The following is a 23,352-nucleotide window of genomic DNA, read 5'->3' on the forward strand; positions in this document are numbered from 1 at the left end:
ACCGGCTCGTCAGGCATCGGGGGAGGGCGAGGACATGGACGGTAACGCGTACGGGGCGGGCGCCCGGCCGGGCCCGGGGCCCGAGGCGTCCGGGCCGGCGTCGACCGCCGGGTCATCCGGGTCGGGCGGGGCACTCGGGTCAGGCGATCGTGCCCTGACGCTGGCCGCTGCCCTGCGCCGCGTCCTCGCCCGCGTCGACGCGCACGCGGACCGGGCGGTGCGGCGCGGTGAACGGGGAGAACGGGGAGAACGGGCAGCGGGCCCGGCCACCGGCGACGCACCCGCCGAAGGTGCCCGGCTCGGCGGCGTACCCGACACCGGGCCGGACGGGCCCGACACCGCGCCACCTCCAGCCGGGGCCTGCGTGGTGCCGGGGTCCGCCTCCCTCCTCCCCGCCGACGAACCGGCCGAGGACGGGCTCGGGGCGCTGGTGGCCTGCTTCGGGCTGAGCGCGTTCGAGCGTGACGTCGTGCTGCTCACCGCGGCGGCCGAGCTGGACCCGACGACGGGGGCCCGGTGCGCGGCGGCCAGCGGCAATCCGGAGCGGGCGTACCCGACGTTCTCGCTGGCGCTGGCCGCGCTCGCCGAGCCGCACTGGAGCGCGTTGACGCCGGTGGCGCCGCTGCGCCGCTGGCGCCTGGTGGAGCTGGACCCCACCGGCACGGAGGGCCGGTTGACCACGGCACGGCTCCGCCTCGACGAGCGGATCCTGCACTTCCTGCTGGGCTCGCCGTATCTGGACGAGCGGTTGCACGGTCTGCTGCGCCGCTGCCCGCCACCCGAGTCCCTGCCGGCGTCGTACGACCTGGCGGCCGACCGGGTCGCCTCGGGCTGGGCGGCCGGTTCACGGCCGGACGCGCCGCTCCTCGTGGAGCTGGTCGGCGGTGAGCTGCGCACCCGTGCGGACATCGCGGCGGCAGCGGCGGCGCGTTCCGGGCTCGGCCTGTACGCGATGGCCGCGGACGACGTGCCCACCGACCCGGCCGAGCGCGACCGGCTCGCCCGGCTGTGGCAGCGCGAGGCGGTGCTGTTGCCAGCGGCGCTGCTGCTGGAGACCGAGGAGACCTGGCGGGAAGCGGACCGCGACCAGCGTGCGGCGACCGAGGCGTTCGTGGCGAGCGCCGGCGTGCCGCTGGTGGTGTCCGGCGACGATCCGCGCCCGACCGACCGGCCGCGCGGTGAGCGCGTCGTCGTGCCCGTGCTGGACGACGAGGAGCAGCTGGACCTGTGGGCGGGCGCGTTCGACGACGTCCCGGAGCTTGCGGAGCACGAGCTGCGCTCGCTGGTCGCGCAGTTCCAGCTGCCGCCGCACGTCATCCGGTCGGCGGCCACCGCCGTACGCCGTGATCTCCGTGACGGGGCGGCGGACGACGACCTCGCGGGGGACGTACCGCGGCTGGCCTGGCAGGCCGGGCTCACCGAGGCGCGGCTCGGCATGGACGGTCTCGGGCGGCGCATCGAGCCGACCGCGGGGTGGGACGACCTGGTGCTGGCCGACCGCCAGGTGCAGGTGCTGCGGGAGATCGTCGCGCACGTGCGGCAGCGTGCGACGGTGCACCAGGAGTGGGGCTTCGCGCGGACGCTGCGGCGCGGCCTCGGGGTCACCGCGCTCTTCGCGGGCGGCTCAGGCACCGGCAAGACCCTCGCCGCAGAGGTGATGGCGCGGGAACTGGGACTCGACCTGTTCATCATCGACCTCTCGCAGGTCGTCTCGAAATACATCGGCGAGACCGAGAAGAACCTCCGCAAGGTCTTCGACGCGGCCGAGCGCGGCGGTGCGCTGCTGCTCTTCGACGAGGCGGACGCGCTGTTCGGCAAGCGCAGCGAGGTCAAGGACAGCCACGACCGGTACGCGAACCTGGAGGTCAGCTACCTGCTGATGCGCATGGAGGCCTACCGCGGCCTCGCCGTGCTCACGACGAACATGAAGAAGGCGCTGGACACCGCCTTCATGCGGCGTATCCGCTTCGTCGTCGACTTCCCGTTCCCCGCGCAGGGCGAACGCGCCGAGATCTGGCGGCGCGTGGTGCCCCCGCAGGCGCCCGTGAAGGACCTCGATCCGGCGCTGCTGGCCCAACTCACCGTGGCGGGCGGCTCGATCCGCAACATCGCCCTGTCCGGTGCGTTCCTCGCCGCGGAGGAGGGCGAGCAGCTCGCCATGCGCCACATGCTCGCCGCGGCCCGTACCGAGTACCTGAAGCTGGAACGTTCCTTGACGCCTTCGGAGGTGCGGGGATGGGTGTGACTGAGGGACGGGGGCGTACGGGGGCGGGGACGGGCGCGGGGCGTACGGCGGTTCCGGCTGCTCGGGTTGCCCGGGCCGCCCGGGCCGCCCGCCCGGCGACCACGGCACCGTCCGGCACGGGATCTTCCGGCACGGGATCTTCCGGCACGGGGCCTTCCGGCACGGGGCCTTCCGGCACCGAACGGCAGACGTTCCGCGTCGACATCGGTGAGCTGGTCCTCACCGGCTTCGACCGTGCCCTGGACACCACCCGGGTGACGGCCGCCTTCGAGGCCGAGCTGGCCCGGCTGGTCCGGGAGCGGGGCGTGCCGCTGGCCGCGGACGGCGCCGGGCGCGCGCTGGACGCACTCGGCGGCCTGCCGCCGCTGCCGGCGCACCTGTCGGCGCGCCGCCTGGGCCAGGAGCTGGCCCGTGCCGTGCACGACGGCCTGTCGGGGCGGGGTGAGGCCTTATGAGCACGTCGCACACCCCGGCACAGGACGCCAGGGAGGCACGCGAGCGGCGCCGCAAGCGCAAGGAGCGCGCCACGTCGCGGGCGACCGACCCGAAGAACGTGGTCAGCGGGGCGGGCCAGCCCCTGGACCCGTCCGTCCGCCGTGACCTGGAGGAGCAGCTCGGCCACGACCTGAGCAAGGTACGCCTGCACACCGACCGGGACGCCGGCGCCCTGACCGAGATGCTCGGCGCGGATGCGGTCGCCGTCGGCCAGGACATCTTCTTCCGCGCGGGCGCCTTCGCCCCGGGCACCGCCGACGGCCGTCGGTTGCTCGCCCACGAGCTGCTGCACACCGTCCAGAACCCCCACGGCCTCGGCACCCTGCGGGCGGGCCGCGACCTTGGCGCCGTCTCGCTGCCGCACCAGGCGATCGAGCGGGAGGCGGAGGGGGCGGCGCGGGAGATCGCGGACGGCGCCCGGGACCGGGCAGCCGCGGCGGAGTCGCCGGCGGCCACCGGGGAGCCCCGGGTCGAAGAGGGCCAGGAGACCCCGGGCTGGCTGCGCTACGCGACGGTCGACGCGAACCGGCGGCGCATGGAGACGGTGGATCCGGCCACGTTGCTCGACCGGCTGGCGAACAACGTGCTGCGCTCGCTGCGCGGCGACCCCCAGGACGCCTCGGGCCGGGTCCGGCTCCAGCTCGCGCGGATGGGACCCGAGCTCCAGGACGGCGTCCTGGACCGGCTGGAACTGCGGCTGCTGAGCACCGAGTTCGACCGCGTCCTCGCGCTGACCACGGAGGCCGAGAGGCCGCCGCTGGCCTTCGTACCGGCCGAGACCCCCGGCGAACTGCCGAACCTGGCCGAGCAGCGGCAGGACGACCGGGTCACCGACGCCGAGCACGCGGAGGGCACCCGCGCGGCGAAGGCGCAGCGCGCCGAGGACGACCGCGGAGAACGGCGGGACGCCGGGGACCGTGACGAGAAGGCGGCACAGCAGCGCAGCCGCGCGGCGAACGACGCCGCGGAAGAGGAGCGGGAGGGCACGGCACGCGATGCTCAGGAGGCCGCGCGCGCCCGCTCTTCCGAGCGCACCGAGCAGGAGCAGCAACGCGGCGAGGAGCAGCAGGACGAGCAGCGGCAGTCCGCCGACGAACAGGGCCGGCAGACCGCGGCCGACCAGCAGGGCGACGTCGAACAGCAGGAGCAGGACCGCAAGGAGCAGCGCGAACGCGAGGAGCAGGACCCGGAGCAGGCGAACGAGCCCGGTGCACCGAAGAAGCAGCGCGAGGAGGCCGCGCAACGGCCGGCGGACGGCTCCACGCCGCGCAGCGTCGACCCGAAGGCGGGCGTCCAGCCGGGGCCGGTACGCCCCGAAAAGGTCGACGAGCGTGCCGAGCTGCCCGAGAGCCCGCTCACCCGGCACGGGCTGAATGAGAAGGACGAGCACGAGGGCGAGCCGCGCGAGGAGGAGCTGCCGCTCGGTGTGGAGGCGGGTGCGGACGGCGACGTTCCCACACAGGAGAACGCTGCCGGAGCCACCGGTGTGGCCTCCGCCGAGCCCGCTCTGCGCCCCGAGGACTACCTGCCCGCGTCCGACCTGGACGTCTCGGCGGTGCCGACGGCCGACCAGCTCCAGCCCGGCGCCCCGGAACCGGCTCTGCCGCTCTTCCCCACCCCGCCGCCGACCCGGGCGGAGCAGGTGGAGAAGGAGCGGGAGGACGACGCGTCGGATGAGGACACCGAGGATGGCCCGCAGACCGAGGCGAAGGCACCGGGGGAGGAGCGCGGTCCCGTCGAGGGCGAGGCCCCGCAGCCCGAGAACGGGCCGGCGGCCGATGCGGGCGACCACACCGCGCGTGACCTCGAGACGGACCGCTCCGCCGACCAGGAGGTCGGTCCCGACCCGGAGACCGCCGACCACGAGGACAGGGCGGCCGAGGACGAGACCAAGGCCGCCGACGACCACAGGGTGGAGGGCGGGGAACCCGGCGACGGCCCGAGCGGGCAGGCGGACGACGACAAGGACGGCGCCACGGGCGACGGTTCCGAGGACGCCGACGCCAAGGACACCCAGTCGGAGGAAGCGGACCGCAAGGCACGGGACGAGGCGGAGGCGAAGGCGCGGCCGGAGGGAGCCGGCGGTCCCGGGGCGTCCGGCACGGTGACCGCCGCCCCGGTCCGGTCCGGCACGGCGGTGGCCGAGCCGGCGGCGGCCGGCCCCCCTGCCGGTGCGCACACCGAGCAGACCCCGGCCGAGGATCGGCACCCCTCCCCCGCCACCCGCCGTTCGGCGGAGCCCGTTCGAGGCGACCGGGAGGCCGCGGGGCCCAGGAGCGCCGTGCCGAAGGAGAGCGGACCGGGCGCGGCGCCCAGCGGGGTGGTCGGCGGCCCCGACCCCGCGGGGCCGACGGCGGCCGCGGGACCCGGGGCGGCTCCGTCCGCGGCGCAAGCGGCGGTGAGCCCGGCCGAGGAGCAGCAGGGCAACACGGGGGGCAAGCTGGGTGCCCCGGCCCCGGAGGGCGCCAAACCGGGCGAGGACGCCTCACTGGAGAAGGACGGTGGCGGCTGCGCGCCGCCCGCTCCGCCGCCCGAGCCGGCCGGCGCCGCGGGCTGCGGGGGCGGGAGCGGCGGTCAGTCCAAGCCGGAGAAGAAGAAGGCGCCACCGGACGTGTCCGGGCAGGACCCCAAGGCCGCGTTGAGCACGGTCAGCAAGCTCGCGCCGGATCAGGCGCAGGAAGCACTGCCCGGCGTGAACGGCGCGGCGGAGAACAAGGTCAAGAAGGAGCAGCAGCGGCTCTCCTCGAACCCGCCGACGCGTGAGCGGCCGTCCGGCGCACCGCGCACCCAGGCTGCCCCGCCCACCGCCGCGCCGCCGGAGGCAGCGGTCACCGGCCGGGTGGAGCGGGTCCCTCCGCCTGACCAGAGCGACAAGCAGCAGGCCAAGGGCAGCGAGAAGGCACAGGGCGCGCACCCGACGGACAGCGCGCCGCAGCCCGAGGTGTCGGCCATCGGCGAAAAGGAGCTCAGCCCCGAGGACGCCCAGAGCGTGGAGGCCGCCGCCGACCAGGTGCCCACCTCCGACCCGGCGCTGCGGAACAAGACCGTGGGACCGGCGCCCAAGATTCGTCTGGAGGGCGCGAGCGACCCCAAGCGCACCGACGACCAGGCGCAGAAGCTCAAGGACAAGCAGTCCAAGCTCCGTGAGACCGGGCGGGCCGACTCGCTCAAGCCGATGGGCGAGGACAAGATCTACCCGAACGCGCCACGGGAGCAGTTGCGCGGCAAGGTGCACGCGAAGGCCCGTACGATCCGGCGCGCCGCGTCCGGAGCGCCGCCGAAGGAGGGCTACGGCGTCGTCGCACAGCAGGAGCGCGGCGGCGAGATCCAGAGCGCCGCTGGCCAGGCCCAGAGCGGTCTCGCCACCAGCGAGCGGCAGCAGCAACAGGACGAGCAGAAGGCCAAACACCAGAAACAGGCCGAGATCGACCGCCAGGTCGACGACAACGCCGCCAAGCAGACCACGGAGCGCGGCAGGGCGGCGCAGGACGCGGAGCGCCAGCGCGAGCAGTGGCGCGACGAGCAGGACAAGCACGTCGACGACGCCGACAAGAAGACGAAGACCGAGCACGAGGGCAAGAACAAGGAGATCGTCAAGGCCCGCAACGACAAGGACAAGGAGGTCGAGGGCCGCAAGGACACCGACAACAAGTCGATCGACGACGAGCGGGACAAGTCGGAGAAGGAGGCCAAGAAGAAGAAGGAGGAGAAGAAGCCCTCCGGTGGCTTCTTCGGCTGGATCGCCGACAAGGTCAAGAGCTTCTTCAGCGCCCTGCTCGACGCCGTCACGAAGATCTTCGACGCCGCCCGCAAGGCCGTCAACGGCATCATCGACAAGTTCAAGGAGTTCGCCAACAAGGCGATCGACGCGGTACGCGACTTCGCCATCAAGGCCATCAACGTGCTGGCGGACGCGCTGATCGCCATCGGCGACACGCTGCTTGCCGCCTTCCCGTCGTTACGCGACAAGTTCCGCAACGCGATCAACAACCTGCGCGACAAGGCGATCAACGCCGTCAACAAGCTGGCCGACGGCCTGAAGAAGGCCGTCAACGCCCTGCTGGACGCGCTGGCCGCCGGCCTGAACGCCCTGCTCGACGTGCTGGAAGCGGGCATCAAGGCGGCCATCAAGATCTACGAGTCGGTGATCGTCGGCGCGCTGAAGTTCGTCGAGGCCGCGGTCTCCGCCTTCGGCCAGTTCGCGGAACTCATCGCCGACATCGCACCCGATCCCGGGGGCTGGCTGAGCAAGGCCGGCAGCGCAGCGAAGACGGGCATCACGGACCACCTGTGGGGCGCCATCAAGACGGCGGTCAAGCAGTGGTTCGACGAGAAGGTGCAGAGCGTCATCGGCCTCGGCAAGATGATCATCGACGTGCTCGTCAAGGGCTGCATGTCGCTGAAGCAGATCGGCAAGATGGCCTGGGACGCGGTGATCGCCGCCCTCCCCATGATGATCATCATGCTGGTCATCGAGAAGGTCGTCTCGCTGATCATCCCGGCCGCCGGCGCCATCCTCACCATCATCCAGGGCCTGATGGCCGCATGGGGCACGGTCAGCCGGATCCTCCAGGCGTTCAGCAAGTTCTGGGCTTTCCTGAAGGCGGTGAAGTCCGGCCCGGCGGCATGCCTGTTCGCGGAGGCCGTCGCGGCGGGCGTGGTGGCACTTCTGGAGTTCATCGCGAACTTCCTCCTCCAGCGCCTGGGCAGGGCCCTCAAGGGCGTCGGCAAACGCCTCCAGGCCCTCGCGCAGAAGATCCTCAAGGGCCTGAAGAAGGCGGGTAAGGGCGCGCGCAAGGCGGCGGGCGGCGCGATCAATCGCGCCCGGGGCGCGGCCCGCAAGGCGGCCCAGCAGGTCCGCAAGCCGGGGCGCCCGGCGAAGCCCACGGGTTCGAAGGTGCCGTCCAGGCCGGGGGCCGGCACGGCACACGGCCCGGCGAAGCCGAAGGGCCCGGCGACGTCCCAGGACCGCCCGAGCAGCCGCACGCCGAACCGCGAGAAGGAGCACCGTCGCGACGCGGACGAGGCGAAGCACGCACGGGACGCGAACGATCCCGCCAAGCGTCCGGACCCGAAGTCCGACAGGGCCCCCGACCGGACCTCGGAGAAGCCCTCGGCGAAGAAGCCGACCAAGCCGAAGGAGACGGAAGCTCCCAAGCGCACCAAGCCGAGCAAGCCGAAGTCGGCGGCGGGCCGGGCCCTGTCCAAGGCCAAGGGCGCGGTGAAGGGCGCACTGAAGAAGATCCGCAACGCGGGCCGGACCCTCGGCAGGAAACTCCGCAAGTCGAAGCTGGGCCAGGCGCTGAAGAAGACCGGTCACAAGCTGCGGGACTTCTTCAAGAAGAAGCGGGACCGACTACGGGACCAGCACAAGCGGCGGAACGAGCAGCGGAAGCGGCAGCAGGAGGAGCGGAAGAAGAAGGAGAACTCGAAGGAGTCGAAGGAGGCGCGGCTTCAGAAGATCGTCGCACGCATAGCGCCCAAGATCTCGCAGCTTGTACGCCGGAGTGTGCCGGGAATCATCCTGCGCACCGCTCTGGCGGCCATGCGCCTCTGGTACCGGCTCACGGATCTCGTTCTGAGCGGCCGGTCAGATTTCGAAGCGGAAGCCGTTCTCAATCCTCGCCGGGTCGCCGGAAAGGGATTCGTGCTGACCGGCTACGATCTTCGAAGGCTGGCCGACGAAGTCGTCAAAGACCTCATGCAGCGCGGCGATGTCCGGGCAGCGGAGCTGAGGATGCGACGAACGAAGGCCGCCGTGGGGCCGGACGACGAGAGCCACCAACTTGAGGTCTCACAGCCGGCCGACATTCCGGGAGCAGTCCGCTACTACCAAGGCCGCGGTGACGATCTCGAGACCTCCCGACCCCGCCCACAAGGGGACCCCCGAGGGGATTCCCTTGACGTGACCCTCGGGCCACACGCTCCGAAAGAGGGAACCGGGTTCGCGACCAAAGGCACCTACGAGCGCCACGCCGTCGGGCCCAACAGGGAAGACGTCGTCGAGGAGAACTTGAAGGGGATCAGCAATGCCAAGACACAGGTGGTGGGCGACTACCCCGGCATTCTCGGCCAGCTGAGGGCGACCGGCCGCGAGGACTCCGCCATCGCCGACGCACTGCACCACTACACCCGAAGTGGTCGATTCCCTTCCAGCTTCTCGGCTGATGAACGGGAACTCCTGGCTCATCTGCACTGGCTCATGGTCGTTCGGGAGTCCGTACGGAACAGAACAAATCTGGCCATGGCGCCCATGACGCTCGCGCTGCTGCGTGACTCCGAGCGAGGGATCACCTGGGAGCAGGCGTTCACCGCACACGAGAACAACAGTCAGCGTGAGGGCGGTCGTGGACTCTTCCCCATGTCGATGCGCGGTGCCGCGGCAGCGGCACGCGACCTCGCGGCACGGGCACGCCGCAAGCGAGGGAAGCAGCCCTACCTCGATATGCGGGAACTGAAGCGCAGGGAAGTGGAACTCACCGAACTCTGGGCGGCGTCGATAACAAAGGGAGACGGTATTTACGGGAGCACGAGATCCGAGGCCCGAAAGAAGGGTCGCACTATGATTCAGGAGTTTGTCTTGAAATTCTATGGACTCAACTAGAGGCGCAGGCATGACCGACTTCAAAGAGCGACTCGTCCTCAAAGGACCCGTTAACCGCACCCAGGTAAGCGACATTGCCTGGGATCTCGACTGGGATCTGCATGACATCGGGGACACAAGAAAGGAAATCTATGTCGACATCTGGTTTGACCGCACAAAAAGCGTAGAAATTCATTATGTAGAAGACAGTTACGTCGCGCTCACGTACCTCACGCTCCGCGGGGAAGATGTCACGCAGGTCTCCCGGGACATCAGGGCCCGGTTGGCGTTGTGGAACCCTCGGCAGGCCCTGGTGGAGGTGGAGCAGTCCACCGATCGAGATGCCAGGCTCAGGGCCGTTTACGCCGCCGCCCTGTCCAGCCCGTCGGAGGATCCCGCCGTAATCGAGGCTTTTCGCACCATCGCCCGCACCGATGAGGACCCCGGCGTCCGTCAGGCCGTCGTACTGGCCACTGGCTACACCCCTTGGCCGGACTTGGTTCACCTGGTTGCCGAACTTCGCGACTCGGACCCCGTCGACCATGTCCGCCACAACGCGCAGGTGCTCCTGGACGGCCTGAGTATCCATCCTCCGAACTCCGGAGACGAAGCATGACCACCTACCCCAACATCTCCAAACCCATCCGCTCCGGGTTGGTCCTCATCGACCCCGACCGCGGCACCCCGCAGCGCATCATCGTGTTGCAGTTCAACCCGGACAGTCTCGAACGCTCCATCGCGCCCCAGACCGCAGGGACCAGCAGTGACTCCGGTGGAGGGGGCTCCGGGTCCGGGGACAGGAACGAGGCGCTTCGGCTGAAAGGGCCCGCCGAAGAGACCTGGAAGTTCACCGCTGAGATCGACTCGACCGATCAGCTCGACGTGGCCGCGCCCGACGGGATACATCCGCAACTCGCCGTTCTCGAGATGCTGGTGCAGCCGACGACCGCGCAGCTGCGTGCGAACAGCCGGCTGAGTCAGAACGGGGCCATCGAGATCAGCCCGATCGAGATGCCGCTCACCCTCTTCACCTGGGGAAGCAAGCGTGTCATGCCCGTGCGGCTCACCGAGCTGTCCGTCACCGAGTCCGCGTTCGACGTGAATCTCAACCCCATGCGGGCCAGCTTGAGCATCGGGCTGAAGGTGCTGACCGTCAGCGACCTGCCCGCCGGGCACCCCGGCGCCGAGCTGTACCTGGCGCACCTCGCGCAGAAGGAGCGGCTGGCCGGCATGGCGCGCGCCGGCAGTCTCGGGGCGCTCGGACTCACGCCGGGCGACATCGGCACCGGGACCGGCACCGGCGCCGCCACCGCCGTACGTCCGACAGGGGGTTGACCGTACGCCATGGCCACCATCGAGCCTTACGAGAACGCGCTGGACGCGATACCGGGCGCCCACCCGTACCCCCGCTCCAGCCGGTACCACGACGCCGAGATCGGGGTGCACACCCAGCCGGACGGGACCGAGGTGCGGTACACCAAACGGCGGTTGCTGCCCCCGCTGGACGCCGCGGCGGACGGCACCGTCCCGCACACCGTCAGCGAGGGCGAGCGGCCCGATCTGCTCGCGCAGCGGTACCTCGGCGCGCCGGACCAGTGGTGGCAGATCGCCGACGCCAACCCGGTACTCGATCCGCACGAGCTGACCGCCGAGCCGGGGCGGACGATCGACGTACCGCTCCCGGGCGGCTTCCCGGCGAGCACGGGCACCGGAACACGTGGCTCGGGAGCCCCCCGTGGCTGACGAACCCGTGGGCCGCGGCCCCGTCCACATGCAGCTCCACATGGGGCCGAAGCTCGTCAACCCCGTGCCTGCGGAGGTGACGGAGGCGCTGCTCACCGCGCAGATCACCAGTACTGCCGGGGAGCGGAGCGGGTTCCAGATCGCCTTCGATCTGACCAAGCGGGGCGCGATCGTCGACCGGCTGCTGCCGGAGGGGTTCTTCGATCCGAAGACGCGGGTGGTCGTCAGCGTCTCCGTCAAGGGAACCGCAAGCGTGCTGCTGGACGGGCTGATCGTGCGGCACGAGGTCGGGGCCAGCAATCAGCCGGGACAGACCACGCTCACCGTCACCGGGGAGGACCTGACCCTCCTCATGGACCTGGAGGACCGCACCGACCGGTACCCGAACCTGCGGCCCTGGCAGCGCGTCGACCGGGTGCTGGCCAAGTACGCGGACTACGGCATCGAGCCCACCATCGTCCAGGAGCCGATCGAGCAGCCGCCGCGCGAGCAACTGCGCGTCATGTACCAGACCGGCACGGACCTCCAGTTCGTGAACGATCTCGCGCGCGCGAACGGGTACACGTTCTACCTCGACCCGGGGCCGGTGCCGGGCCGTTCCACCGCCTACTGGGGTCCGGAGAAACGGCTCGGGGTGCGCCAGCACGCGCTCACCGTCAACATGGACGCCGAGTCGACCGTCGACCAGCTCACGTTCGCCTACGACGGCACCGCGCGCGAGGAGCCGCAGGCCCGGGTGCAGGACCCGGGCACCCGGACCTCGACCCTGCTGCCGCAGCCGGACATCGGTCCGCTGCGGCCGCCACTCGCCAAGCGTGCCACACCCGCGCTGAAGCGGCGCACCCTGCCGGGCACCGCCAAGTTGGAGACCGAGCAGGCCAGTGCGGAGCTGCTGGCGCGCGCCGCCACCTCCGCCGACGCGATCTCCGGCTCCGGCCAGCTGGACGTCAACCGGCACGGCTATCTGCTGCGCCCCCGCGAGCTGGTGGGCGTGCGTGGCGCGGGCGTCACCTACGACGGCGACTACTACGTCAAGAGCGTCACCCACAACCTCCGGCCCGGCTCCTACCAGCAGAACTTCACCCTCACCCGGGAGGGCCTGGTCGCGCTGAGCGACCGGGTCAGGCCCTGACCGGCACCACCGGCGAGACCCCGACCGACATCCGCATCCATATCCACATCCACACCGACACCGAGACAGACACCGACACCGACACCGACACCGACACCGACAGGAGCAGTTGACGCGATGGCGCCACCGAACAATCGCTTCCTCGGCAAGTTCCGCGGCCGGGTGGTGGACAACAACGACCCGCTGCACCTGGGCCGGCTCACGGTCAGCGTCCCGGACGTGCTCGGCGACGAGGCGTCCACGTGGGCGCTGCCCTGCCTGCCCTTCACCGGTCCGCAGGCGGGGCAGTTCGTGGTGCCGCCGCCGGGCACGGGCGTGTGGGTCGAGTTCGAGCAGGGCGATCCGAGCTTCCCGGTGTGGACGGGCTGCTGGTACGGCGCCGAGGACGAGCTGCCGCCGGACGCGCTGGCGGAGCTGAAGGCGAGCACGGCCACCAAACCCGTGGTCATCCAGACCCCCGGCAAGCACAAGATCCTCATGTCGGACGTGCCGGGGGGCGAGGGGATCAAGTTGCAGGCCGCGGGCGGTGCCTACGTCCAGATCGACGAGAAGGGCGTGACCATCGGCAACGACCAGGGCGCGGTGATCACGCTGATCGGCAACGAAGTGAACATCAACGAGGGCCGGCTGATCGTGCCCAAGAAGCGTTGAGGAAACAGGCTGAGGAACCAGGCTTGAGGAACCAGGGGGGAACGCCATGCACGTCAGCGCCGGCCAGCTGATCGGCACCGACGCCGTGATCAACTGCCCGCACGGCGGCCGGGTGACCGCCGTCTTCACACCCGCGTCCGACGCGGTCCTGCTCGACGGCCGGCCCGTCGCGACCGACGCCGGGTCCTACGCCGTCACCGGCTGCACCCACACCGTGAACGGCACGCCCTCACCTTGCACCGAGGTCCGCTGGACCGCCGACCGGGACGGGGTGCTGGTGGACGGTGTACCGGTACTGCTGGACATCACGCGGGCCAGTTGCGTCGCCGCGCACCTGGTGCCGCAGGGGCGGCCCGTGGTGGCGCCGGTGCGCCGGGGGGTGAGCGCGGGATGAGCGCCCTGCCACGGCACCGCAGCGACATCGCCTTCCCGTTCCGGATCGACCGGCGCGGCCGCACCGCGCAGGCCGGGCGGGACGGCCACGTGCGGGACCTGGTGGAACAGGTGCTGTTCACGTCGCCGGGCGAGCGGGTGATGCGGCCCGACTTCGGTTGCGGCCTGCTCGATCTCGTCTTCACGCCGAACAGCCCGGAGCTGGCGTCCGCACTGGAACTCTCCGTGCAGGCCGCGCTGCAACGCTGGCTGGGCGACCTGATCGAGGTGGAGGGCCTGGACGTGGTCAGCGAGGACCACGTCGTACGGGTCTTCCTGCGGTATGTGGTGCGGGCCACCGGACACCGCCGGGACGACGTCTTCGAGGGGAGGGCGGGGGCGTGAGCAAGGACGACGACCGCCACCACGACGGCCCTGGCGGCCAGCACGGGCAGGGCCATCACGACGGACACGGCCCTCACGACCGACACGACGGGCACGACCGACACGACGGGCACGCCCGTACCGTGCTCGAAACGAACCGGCGGAGCCGGATCCGGGCGCGTCGGATGAACGGTGTCGACGCGGTCGAGGCGAGCGACGACGGGCGCACGCTGACCGTGACCTTCCTGGGCAAGGCCCCGCACGGCCTCGGTCCCGAGCACGTCCGGATCGACGGCGGCCGCCGCGTCACCGGCATCACGGCGCTGGAGACCAGCGTGGCACGCGAGGAGGACCCGGAGCTGGACGACCGGCTCTACGTCACCCTCGACAAGGCGGGCGACACCTCCCGCTACCGCCTCTCCCTCGTCGAGGCCGACCCCTACGGCCGGCCCGGCACCCGTCCGTACCCGGGCTTCGAACAGCGCTACCACGGTGCCGACTTCACCTTCCGGCCGCACTGCCCCTCGCCCTTCGACTGCGCCGACGAACCGGCCGGCGGCGAGCGGGACGGCGGCCCGGTCCCGGCGGCGCCCGTCATCGACTACACGGCTCGCGACTACGCCACGATCCGCCGGTTGCTGCTGGACCGGCTGGCGCTGACCACGCCGGACTGGGTGGAACGCAACCCTGCCGACCTCGGGATGACGCTGGTCGAACTGCTCGCCTACACCGGCGACCGGATCAGCTACCAGCAGGACGCGGTGGCCACGGAGGCGTATCTGGACACCGCGCGGCGCCGGGTGTCGGTACGGCGGCACGTGCGGCTGATCGACTACGCCATGCACGACGGGTGCAACGCGCGCGCGTTCGTCACCGTGCGGACCGTCGGCGAGCACATGCTGCTGCCCGGCACCTTCCGTTTCGCCGCCGTCAGCCCCGCCGTCGGCCGCACGACGGATCCGCAGGAGCGGCCCGCGCCCGGCACGGTCATCGACGACCGCGATCTCGCCGTGCTCGACGAGCAGGGCGGCGTCGAGGTGTTCGAGCCGGTCGTCGCCGAGCCGCTGGTGCTGCGCGAGGCGCACAACACCATCCGGCTGTGGACCTGGGGCGGCGAGGTGTGCGCCCTGCCACGCGGCGCCACCGCCGCGACCCTGCGTGACGAGTGGGCCGACGAGCAGCGCCTTCTCTCCCTCCGCCCCGGCGACGTCCTGATCCTGGAGGAGGTCAAGGGCCCGCGTTCCGGCACGCCCGGCGACGCGGACCCGGCGCACCGTCAGGCCGTCCGGCTGACGTCGGTCACGCCGGCCGTCGACACCGTGGAGGACCAGCCGGTCCTGGAGGTCACCTGGGCGAACGAGGACGCCCTGCGTTTCCCGCTCCGCCTGGTCACCCTCGGTGGCACCGACTGCGTACCGGTGGCGGACGTGAGCGTGGCGCGCGGCAACGCGGTCCTCGTCGACCACGGCCGCTCCCTCGGTGGCGCCTGCCACGCCCACCCGGCGCAGGGCGACTCGGGCGGCGGTGAGCTGCTGGAGACGGTGACCGTGCCGCCGGTGCCCGCCGTCGTCGCCCCGTGCGGACCGCCGGCGTTCGGCTGCGCGGACCACTCGGAGGGCTGGGGGCACCTCCCACGCCGTTCAGGCAGTGGGGGAGCGCCGGCCCACCTCGTCCAGCTCCTCACCGAACAGGCCGACGGCGGCCGGGCGCTGACGCTCGACCAGGTGCGCCAGTTGTTCGCGCTGGTCGGCGAGGACGCCGCGGCGCGGGCCGGGATCGGGCTCGAACTGGCCGGCCGGCGGCACGAACGGATCGTTCCGGGCACGGCGTACGAGCAGGCCGCCGCGTTGCGGACGCTGCTCGCGCAGAGCGTGTACCCGGGCATCGCACCGCGCTTCCGTCCGCTGCTGGGCCGCTCGCCGGTCACGCAGGCGGTGCCGTTCCCGCTGCCGGAGCGCATCTCCGCCGGGCAGGCGGACCGGTTGGCGGCGATCCCGGAGCGGGTCCGGGCCCGGCTGGTGGAACTGTGGCGCAGCGCCCGCGACCAGCGGGGGGACCTCCCGCGCCGCCCAGGCACCGGGGGAAGTCTTTCGGACGACGAGATCGCCGAGCTGGCTGTCGTCTTCGGTCTGAAGGTGATCGAGCGCTTCCAGCTGCGCCGGCAACCCGTACCGGCCCTGCGCGATCTGCTGCACCGCAGCGACGAACTGCTGGCCGCGAAGCTGCGCCGGCTCGCGGTGCTCACCGCACGGGCCCGGGCGGGCACCGTGCTCGGCGCGGACATCGCCTGGGAGATCACGCACAGCTGGGGCCCGGCCTACGCGTTCGGGCTGCATCCGGACGCACCTGAGCTGCGCGGCCCGGCGAGCGCCGCGCTCCGCCAGGACCCGCGTGCCGCGCTGCCCGCCGTGCTGCTGTACCGGGCCACGTCCGGCGGGGAAGCCGAGGGCGACGGCTCCGCCGGGCCGGAGGGACCGGACGGGTGTGCGCCGGCCGAGGTCTGGTCCTCGCGGCGCGACCTGCTCTCCAGCGGGCCGCGCGAGCGGCACTTCGTGGGCGAGCTGGAGGACGACGGGCGGCTGGCGCTGCGGTTCGGCGACGGGCAGTACGGGGCCCGGCCCGAACCGGGCGCGCGGCTGGTCCTGCACTACCGGATCGGCGGCGGCCAGGCGGGCAACGTGGGCGCCGAGGCCATCAACCACCTCGTCCTGGTCCGGGACGAGGCCGCGGAGGACGCGGCCACCCCGGCCCCGGTCGCGGGGGTGCGCAATCCGCTGCCCGCCACCGGCGGCACCGAGCCGGAACCCGTCGAGCAGGCACGCCAGCTGGCGCCGCTCGACCTTGGGGGTACCTCCCACGCCCGTTCAGGGCAGTGGGGGAGCACCCGGCTGCGCGCGGTGACCGCCGAGGACTACGCGGCGCTCGCCTCGGCCCTGCCCGGGGTGCAGCGCGCCGCCGCCGAGCTGCGCTGGACCGGCAGCGGGCAGGAAGTACACGTCGCCATCGATCCCGGGGGTACCGCGCACGCCCTTCAGGCAGTGGGGGAGGTCGGCGGGCAGCCGTCGCCGGTGCTGCTGGACTCCGTGGCGCATGCGCTGGAGGCGTACCGCCGCATCGGCCATGACCTCGTCGTGGGCCCCGCGCAGCTGGTGCCGCTCGACATCGCGCTCACCGTCGGTGCGGCGCCGGGGCACCAGCACGGGCAGATCCTCGCCGAGCTGTACCGGGTGCTCGGCAGCCGCCGGCTGCGCCACGCGGGCGCCGGCGGCACGACCGGCTTCTTCCACCCGGACGCGCTGACGTTCGGCGAACCGGTGCGGCTGAGCCGTCTGGTGGCGGTCGCCGCTGCGGTGCCGGGCGTGCGGCACGTCGAGGTGACGCGGCTGCGGCGGCTGTTCCAGGGGGAAGGACCCGACCAGGAGGCGAGGGAGGACGGCGTGCTGTGGATCGGCCCGCTGTCGATCGCCACCTGCGACAACGACCCGGAGCGGCCCGAGGCGGGCCGCCTGGAGATCACCCTCGGGGGTGCACGATGACGTCCTACGACTCCTATGACGGCTCCGATGACGGCTCCTACGAGCCCACCGGCACGGGCTGCGGGTGCGGTTGCGGCGGCGCCTGCGGTGACCACGGGCCGGGCGCCGGGCACGACGAGCGGACCGCGCCCGCCGCGCCGTACAACCCGCCCGGCCGGACCGCCCTGGACCACCGCGTCGGCGAGTACGGCGACTTCCTCGCGGCCCTGCGCGACCGGCTCGCCTCACCGGCGTACCCGGCGCTGCGCCACCTGACCGTACGCACCCCCGACGATCCGGCGCTCGGGCTGCTGGACGCCGCCGCGGTCCTCGGCGACCTGCTCACCTTCCACGGCGAGCGGATCGCCGACGAGGCGTATCTGCGCACCGCCCACGAGCACCGGTCACTGGTGCTGCTCGGACGTCTCGTCGGGCACCGGCCGCGGCCCGGCGTCGCCGCGAGCACCCATCTCGCGTACACCCTCGACCGCGACCAGCGGGCCCCCGACCTGGTGGTGACGGTGCCGCGTGGCGCACGCAGCCACAGCGTGCCGGCGTCGTCCGACGAGGACACGCAGACCTTCGAGACCAGCGAGGACCTGGCCGCCCGCTGGGACTTCAACGAGCTGCCGGTGCGCCGCCGCCGGCCCGCCCCGCTCACCCCGGACGACCTGGCGAAGCGGCCCGAGCTGTACGTCGCCGGGACCACGACCACGTTGCGCACCGGCGACCAGCTGTTGTTCGTGTTCGGTGAGCAGGCGGGCGGACGGCGACTGCTGCTGCCGGTGGCGGGCGTCCGCGTCGACCGGGACGAGGCGATCACCGCGGTCCGGCTCGCCCGGTCCGCACCGCCCACCCTGCGGGAGCTGGTCGAGGAGACGGCACGCTGGATCGCCGACCCCGCCATACCCGGCGAGCCCGGCGACGAGCCCCCGACGCCCGAGGTGCCCAATCCACGCCCGGTGAGCCGCCTCATCGAGGACTTCGACGAGCAGGTCCTGACGCCGCTCCGTGCCGACCTCCCCGGTCTCACCACCCCCGAGTCCTTCGCGGCCCGCCTCACCGAACCGCACGACCGCCTCGCCGAGGCCCAGGTGCTCGCGGCACCGTACGAGGAGGTGGCGGCCTGGTTCGAGGAGTTGCAGGCGGTACTCGGCGAACTACGGGACCGGGCGGGGCAGCTGGCTCCCAGCACGCCCGGGGCCGCGCCCCAAAGGGGCGCGGGGAACGGCGCGCGCGACAACAACGAAACCGGCAGGTCGTCACCGCCCCCAGGGGGCACCCCGGACCGCACCCGGCCCACCGTCCGGCAGAGCCCCACAACCGCGGCCCTCCAGGCCCTGGACGCCGTCCTACCGGCCCTGCGCACCCGAGTGGCCCCCCTGCGCCCAGCAGGGGAGGCGGGCAACACGGCCACCGCGGCCACCGGGAACTCGTCTCTGACCGCCAGGCTGCTGTCCGCCCTGGACCCCAGGATGGCCCCCGGCCTCTACCCGGCGTGGCGCGCCACGGCCGCGCCGACCGCGTCGGAGACGCTGCGGGACCTGCTGGCGATGCGGGTGACCGCGTCGCCGTTCGGTGCGACGGCGCCGCTGAAGTCGGTGCAGGACGAGAACGGTCGGGTGGTGCGGCAGACCGACTGGCCGCTGGTCGGCGGCACCCTGGCGACGGTGCGGATCGTCTTCGACACGGCGGGCCGGGCCCCGGTGCGGGCGGAGTTCCAGTACACGGAGACCGGGTCGTCGTTCCAGCTGGTGCGGAACCTGCCGTTCGACGGCGCGTTCCCGTTCGGGCCCGGCCGGGTCGAGCTGAGCACCCGGACCGGGCAGGACCACGACCTGCACTGGTTGAGCCGCCGCCCCACCGACTCGCAGGACGCCGGCGTCACCGCCCGGCTGCTGGCGGGACTGCCGGAACGCACCCTCTTCGTGGGCCGGCCCGAAGGCGAGGGGTCCGACGGCGGCCAGGTCCAGGTCGCGGTGAACAACGGCACCGCACGTGAGTTCCTGCTCTCTGCCGACGCTCCCGTGCAGTTCACGCACGGCGACCTCGAAGTGGCCCTGCTGTACTCGCTGGCCGGCGGCCCGCCCAGCGTGGAGATCAACCTGGCCAGCAAGCCCGCCCCGGCCAACCGCCGGCTGCTGCGCCTCGACTCGGTCCAGGACAGCATCACGGTCGGCAGCTGGGTGGCGATCCTGCGGCCCCGCAAGGGCGCCACGGACACCGGCGACGCGCCCCGGGCCGCCGCCGCCCAGGGCGGCATCCCGGGCGACCCGAACCTGTCGCGGGTCACCACCAAGGTGGTCTCGGTACGCACGGCCGTGTACACCGACTACGGGATCACCGGCCGCGGCACCGAACTCGTGCTCGCCGACGACTGGCTGGACGAGCACGACGTGCTGCTCTCCCACATCAGGGACGCCGAGATCCACGCGGGCGGCGAGCCCTTGCAGAGGGCGGACGAGCCGCTCGGCGAGGACGTGCACGGCAACACGATCGAGCTGGAGGGCCTGTACGACGGCCTGGGCCCCGGCCGCACCCTCATCGTCTCCGGTGAGCGCAGCGACATCCCGGGCACCGCCGGCGTGCGGGCCACCGAGGTCGTGGTGCTCGCGGACGCGGCGCAGCAGGTCGACCCGCAACTGCCCGGCGACCGCGTGCACACGGTGCTCACCCTCACCACCGACCTGGCCTACCGCTACCGCCGCGAGACGGTGCGGATCCTCGGCAACGTGGTGGCCGCGACGCACGGCGAGGGCCGCGACGAGCCGATCGGCAGCGGTGCCGCCGACCGGGCCAACCAGACGTTCCAGCTCTGGCAGTCCCCGCTCACCTGGCTGCCGTCCGACACCCCGCTCGGTGCCACGCCCACCCTGGAGGTCCGCGTCGACGGCCTGCTGTGGCACGAGGTGGACTCGCTGGCCGGGCGCGGCCCACGGGAGCGGGTCTACATCACCGGCACCACCGGCGACGGGCGCACCACCGTGACGTTCGGCGACGGCGTGCACGGCGCGCGGCTGCCCACCGGGCAGGAGAACGTGCGCGCCCGCTACCGCTTCGGCACCGGTCACGCCGCCAACGTCGCGGCCGACCGCATCACCCAGGCCGTCACCCGCCCGCTCGGCGTCACCGCGGTCACCAACCCGCGTCCGGCGACCGGCGGCGCCGACGCGGACGGGCCGGCGCTGACCCGCCGCACGGTTCCGCTGGCGGTGGGCGCCCTGGACCGCCTGGTGTCCGTCCAGGACTACGAGGACTTCGCGCGCTCCCGGGCCGGCATCGGGCGGGCCGCGGCGCGTGAGCTCTTCGACGGCCGGCGGCGGATCCTGCACGTGACGGTGGCGGGCACCGCCGATGTGCAGATCACCGAGGACTCCCAGCTGCTGGGAGCGCTACGTGCCGCGCTCGCCGGGTACGGCGACGTCCGGCTGCCGGTGCGGGTGGACGCCCGGGAGCTGGTCCTGCTGCTGCTCGCCGCCCGGGTGAAGGTGGCGCCCGACCACGAGTGGGCCCGGGTGGAGCCGCGGCTGCGCGCTGCCCTGCTGCGCCGGCTCGGGTTCGAGGGCCGGGAGCTGGGGCAGCCGGCGCACCTGTCGGAGGTGCTGGCCGCGGCCCAGTCGGTGCCGGGCGTCGACTACGTGGACGTCGACGTCTTCACCGGCGTGCCGACCTCCACCACCGCGCAGCGACTCGCCGATCTGCTGGGTTCGCTCGACGGCCCGCAGGCGCATGTGCCGGCCAGGACGGCCGGCTACGAGGAGCAGCGGTACACGGTCGCCGACCCGGCCGGCGAGACGCTCTCCTCCGTCGCCGCCCGGCACGGCGTCCCGCTCGCCGCGCTGCTCCGCCTCAACCCCGACATCACCGACACGCGCCGGCTGGCGCAGGGCCGTTCGGTGTTCGTCTTCCGCGGCATCCGGCCCGCGCAACTCGCGCTGCTGACGCCGGACGTCGCGGACACGCTGATTCTGACGGAGGTCAAGTGATGTCCAGGGAGCCGGACGGGCTGATGGAGCTGCTTCCGCAGTGGCACCGGCTACGCGACCAGGAGGGCGGGTCGGGCGAGCCGCTGCGGGCCCTGCTCGCGGTCGTCGCCGAGCAGTTGGACCTGGTGCGCGACGGTGTCGAGCAGGCCTATGACGACCTGTTCGTGGAGACCGCGGCGCCCTGGGTCCTGCCGTACCTGGGCGATCTGGTGGGCTACCGCCCGCTGCCGGGCTACGAGCGGGTACTGGCCGGTGGTCTCGGCGGGGGCCGCCAGGACGCCTCGCGCGAGCAGTTGGCGCGCGCCCTGGCACCGCGCCGCGATGTCGCCGCCACCGTCGCGAACCGTCGCCGCAAGGGCACCCTCGCCCTGCTGGAAGAGCTGTCCGCGCAGGTCGCCGACTGGCCCGCACGCGCCGTCGAACTCTCCCGGTACGTCGCCCACCAGCAGCCGGTGCGGCTGTACGGGACGGGTGGCGCCGCGGCCGACGCGACCCGGCTGTCCCGGGGCCGGACCGTGGACCTGCGGGACTCCGCCGCGCTGGACCTGGCGGGCGGTCCCTTCGGTGCGGTGGCGCGCACGGCGGACGTGCGGCGCGCGGCGTCACGGTACCGGCAGGGCGGGGTGACACCGGCCGGCGTGGGCCTGTTCGTGTGGCGGCTGCGGCCGTACGCGCTGACGTCGTCGCCCGCGTACTGCATCGACCGGGCGCGCAACCTGTACACGTTCTCGATCCTCGGCAACGACAGCCCGCTGGTGACCAAGCCCGTCCCCGAGCCGTCCGCCGGTCACCTCGCCACCGTCGACAACGTCCCCGCCTTCATCACCCGCCGTCAACTGCACGACCGGCTCGCGGACTACTACGGCCCGGGGAAGAGCTTCGTCATCCGGCGGGACGGCGAGGACCGTCCGGTGCCGCCGTCCGACATCGTGGTGGCCGACCTGTCGCACTGGCGGTACCGGCCGCGGCGCGGGCAGGTCGCCGTCGACCCGGAGCTGGGCCGTATCGCCTTCGGCGCGCGCTCGGCGCCCCGGCAGGGTGTCTGGGTCGACCACCACTACGCGTTCGCCACCGCGATGGGCGGCGGCAGTTACCCGCGGGACCGCGGGCCGCGGCCCGAGGTGCCGGTGTACCGGGTCGGTCCCGGCCACGACTACCAGCGGATCATGGACGCCTACCGCGACTGGCGGCACGACCGGCACGCCGGCCGGGCCGGCGCCGAGGGCATCATCGAGATCACGCACAGCGGCGCGTACCAGGAACAGCTCGACTTCGACCTCGACCCGGGCGACCGTCTGGAGGTCCGGGCGGCCGAGGGCACCCGGCCGGTGATCCGGCTGCTCGACTGGTACAGCAACCGGCCGGACGCGCTCAACATCCGGGCCGTGGAGGGGGACGGCGACCACGGGCACGGGGACCACCACGGCCACGAGCACGGGCACGGGCACCGTGCGGGCTGCGGCTGTGCGCGGCCCCGGATCGTGCTGGACGGGCTGCTGGTCACCGGGCGCGGCATCCATGTGACGGGCCCGGTCGGTGCGGTGGTGCTGCGGCACTGCACCCTCGTACCCGGCTGGTCGCTGGAGCCCGGGTGCCGACCGCACGCCCCGCAGGAGCCCAGCGTCGTGCTGGACCGCACCACCGCCTGCCTCCAGGCCGAGCACAGCATCCTCGGCACCATCCAGGTCATCGGCGACGAGGTCTCCACCGACCCGCCGGCGATCCATCTGCGGGACAGCGTCCTCGACGCCACCGCGCACGACCGCGAGGCGCTGGCCGCACCCGACTGCATGCTCGCGCACGCGGTACTGCACGCGCACCGCACCACCGTCATCGGCGAAGTGCACGTGCACGCCGTGCAGATCGCCGAGAACTCCCTGTTCACCGGGCAGCTGCGGGTGGCCAGGCGCGGCGTCGGCTGCCTGCGCTACAGCCATGTGCCGCCCGGCTCGCGCACCCCGCGCCGGCACCGTTGCCAGCCGGACGGGGTGGGCGCGGCGGACGCCGCCCGCGTGCGCCCGGTGTTTGTGTCCGAGCGGTACGGCACGCCCGCGTACGCGCAGCTCGCCGCCTACTGCGCGCCCGAGATCCGGCGCGGTGCGGAGGACGGCGCCGAGATGGGCGCGTTCCACGACCTGTACCAGCCCCAGCGCGAGGACAGCCTGCGGGCCCGGCTCGCCGAGTACACCCCCGCGGGCAGCGACGCGGGGATCTGCTACGTGACCTGAGCGCCGGTCCGGTCCGGC

The 23,352-nt window shown here is 72.9% G+C and carries 13 protein-coding genes; all 13 read left to right on the forward strand.

What is annotated here, in order from left to right:
- Nucleotides 1-34: 34 nt before the first annotated feature.
- The 13 genes from NQO67_RS33355 (at nucleotide 35) to NQO67_RS33415 (ending at nucleotide 23,334) form a co-directional block, all read left to right on the forward strand.
- The gene (locus tag NQO67_RS33355; RefSeq protein ID WP_255954117.1) at nucleotides 35-2,245 is read left to right on the forward strand and encodes an ATP-binding protein; all 2,211 of its coding nucleotides are present in this window, start codon (nucleotides 35-37) and stop codon (nucleotides 2,243-2,245) included.
- The gene (locus NQO67_RS33360) at nucleotides 2,242-2,700 is read left to right on the forward strand and encodes a hypothetical protein (protein ID WP_255954118.1); all 459 of its coding nucleotides are present in this window, start codon (nucleotides 2,242-2,244) and stop codon (nucleotides 2,698-2,700) included. Before NQO67_RS33355 ends, NQO67_RS33360 begins: the two co-directional genes overlap by 4 nt.
- Nucleotides 2,697-9,344, forward strand: a complete 6,648-nt coding sequence (locus NQO67_RS33365) for an eCIS core domain-containing protein (RefSeq protein WP_255954119.1) — start codon at nucleotides 2,697-2,699, stop codon at nucleotides 9,342-9,344. The genes NQO67_RS33360 and NQO67_RS33365 overlap by 4 nt, the downstream gene beginning before the upstream one ends.
- A 10-nt stretch (nucleotides 9,345-9,354) precedes the next feature.
- Nucleotides 9,355-9,939 (forward strand): HEAT repeat domain-containing protein, encoded by a 585-nt coding sequence (locus NQO67_RS33370; RefSeq protein WP_255954120.1) that lies wholly within the window; start codon nucleotides 9,355-9,357, stop codon nucleotides 9,937-9,939.
- Nucleotides 9,936-10,658, forward strand: coding sequence for a hypothetical protein (locus NQO67_RS33375; protein ID WP_255954121.1), 723 nt, complete (start codon nucleotides 9,936-9,938; stop codon nucleotides 10,656-10,658). Before NQO67_RS33370 ends, NQO67_RS33375 begins: the two co-directional genes overlap by 4 nt.
- A 9-nt stretch (nucleotides 10,659-10,667) precedes the next feature.
- Entirely contained in the window at nucleotides 10,668-11,066 is a 399-nt protein-coding gene (locus NQO67_RS33380; protein WP_255954122.1) for a LysM peptidoglycan-binding domain-containing protein, read from the forward strand.
- Nucleotides 11,059-12,198, forward strand: a complete 1,140-nt coding sequence (locus NQO67_RS33385) for a hypothetical protein (protein WP_255954123.1) — start codon at nucleotides 11,059-11,061, stop codon at nucleotides 12,196-12,198. The genes NQO67_RS33380 and NQO67_RS33385 overlap by 8 nt, the downstream gene beginning before the upstream one ends.
- Before the next feature lie 117 nt (nucleotides 12,199-12,315).
- Nucleotides 12,316-12,849: a phage baseplate assembly protein V gene (locus tag NQO67_RS33390; protein ID WP_255954124.1), complete on the forward strand. Its 534-nt coding sequence runs from the start codon at nucleotides 12,316-12,318 to the stop codon at nucleotides 12,847-12,849.
- Between the two features lie 46 nt (nucleotides 12,850-12,895).
- Nucleotides 12,896-13,243: a hypothetical protein gene (locus NQO67_RS33395; RefSeq protein WP_255954125.1), complete on the forward strand. Its 348-nt coding sequence runs from the start codon at nucleotides 12,896-12,898 to the stop codon at nucleotides 13,241-13,243.
- Nucleotides 13,240-13,626, forward strand: coding sequence for a GPW/gp25 family protein (locus NQO67_RS33400; RefSeq protein ID WP_255954126.1), 387 nt, complete (start codon nucleotides 13,240-13,242; stop codon nucleotides 13,624-13,626). Before NQO67_RS33395 ends, NQO67_RS33400 begins: the two co-directional genes overlap by 4 nt.
- Before the next feature lie 122 nt (nucleotides 13,627-13,748).
- Nucleotides 13,749-17,141, forward strand: coding sequence for a putative baseplate assembly protein (locus NQO67_RS33405; RefSeq protein WP_508493686.1), 3,393 nt, complete (start codon nucleotides 13,749-13,751; stop codon nucleotides 17,139-17,141).
- Nucleotides 17,138-21,106 (forward strand): putative baseplate assembly protein, encoded by a 3,969-nt coding sequence (locus NQO67_RS33410; protein WP_255954127.1) that lies wholly within the window; start codon nucleotides 17,138-17,140, stop codon nucleotides 21,104-21,106. The genes NQO67_RS33405 and NQO67_RS33410 overlap by 4 nt, the downstream gene beginning before the upstream one ends.
- Nucleotides 21,106-23,334, forward strand: a complete 2,229-nt coding sequence (locus NQO67_RS33415) for a hypothetical protein (protein ID WP_255954128.1) — start codon at nucleotides 21,106-21,108, stop codon at nucleotides 23,332-23,334. The genes NQO67_RS33410 and NQO67_RS33415 overlap by 1 nt, the downstream gene beginning before the upstream one ends.
- Nucleotides 23,335-23,352: the final 18 nt, after the last annotated feature.

Source organism: Streptomyces odontomachi (assembly GCF_024435355.1).
GTDB lineage: Bacteria > Actinomycetota > Actinomycetes > Streptomycetales > Streptomycetaceae > Streptomyces > Streptomyces odontomachi.

Bases quoted from the DNA above. Each gene is read 5' to 3' on its own strand.
- NQO67_RS33355 (WP_255954117.1), top strand. From the start codon at position 35: ATGGACGGTAACGCGTACGGGGCGGGCGCCCGGCCGGGCCCGGGGCCC.
- NQO67_RS33365 (WP_255954119.1), top strand. From the start codon at position 2,697: ATGAGCACGTCGCACACCCCGGCACAGGACGCCAGGGAGGCACGCGAG.
- NQO67_RS33370 (WP_255954120.1), top strand. From the start codon at position 9,355: ATGACCGACTTCAAAGAGCGACTCGTCCTCAAAGGACCCGTTAACCGC.
- NQO67_RS33375 (WP_255954121.1), top strand. From the start codon at position 9,936: ATGACCACCTACCCCAACATCTCCAAACCCATCCGCTCCGGGTTGGTC.
- NQO67_RS33380 (WP_255954122.1), top strand. From the start codon at position 10,668: ATGGCCACCATCGAGCCTTACGAGAACGCGCTGGACGCGATACCGGGC.
- NQO67_RS33390 (WP_255954124.1), top strand. From the start codon at position 12,316: ATGGCGCCACCGAACAATCGCTTCCTCGGCAAGTTCCGCGGCCGGGTG.
- NQO67_RS33395 (WP_255954125.1), top strand. From the start codon at position 12,896: ATGCACGTCAGCGCCGGCCAGCTGATCGGCACCGACGCCGTGATCAAC.
- NQO67_RS33400 (WP_255954126.1), top strand. From the start codon at position 13,240: ATGAGCGCCCTGCCACGGCACCGCAGCGACATCGCCTTCCCGTTCCGG.
- NQO67_RS33410 (WP_255954127.1), top strand. From the start codon at position 17,138: ATGACGTCCTACGACTCCTATGACGGCTCCGATGACGGCTCCTACGAG.
- NQO67_RS33415 (WP_255954128.1), top strand. From the start codon at position 21,106: ATGTCCAGGGAGCCGGACGGGCTGATGGAGCTGCTTCCGCAGTGGCAC.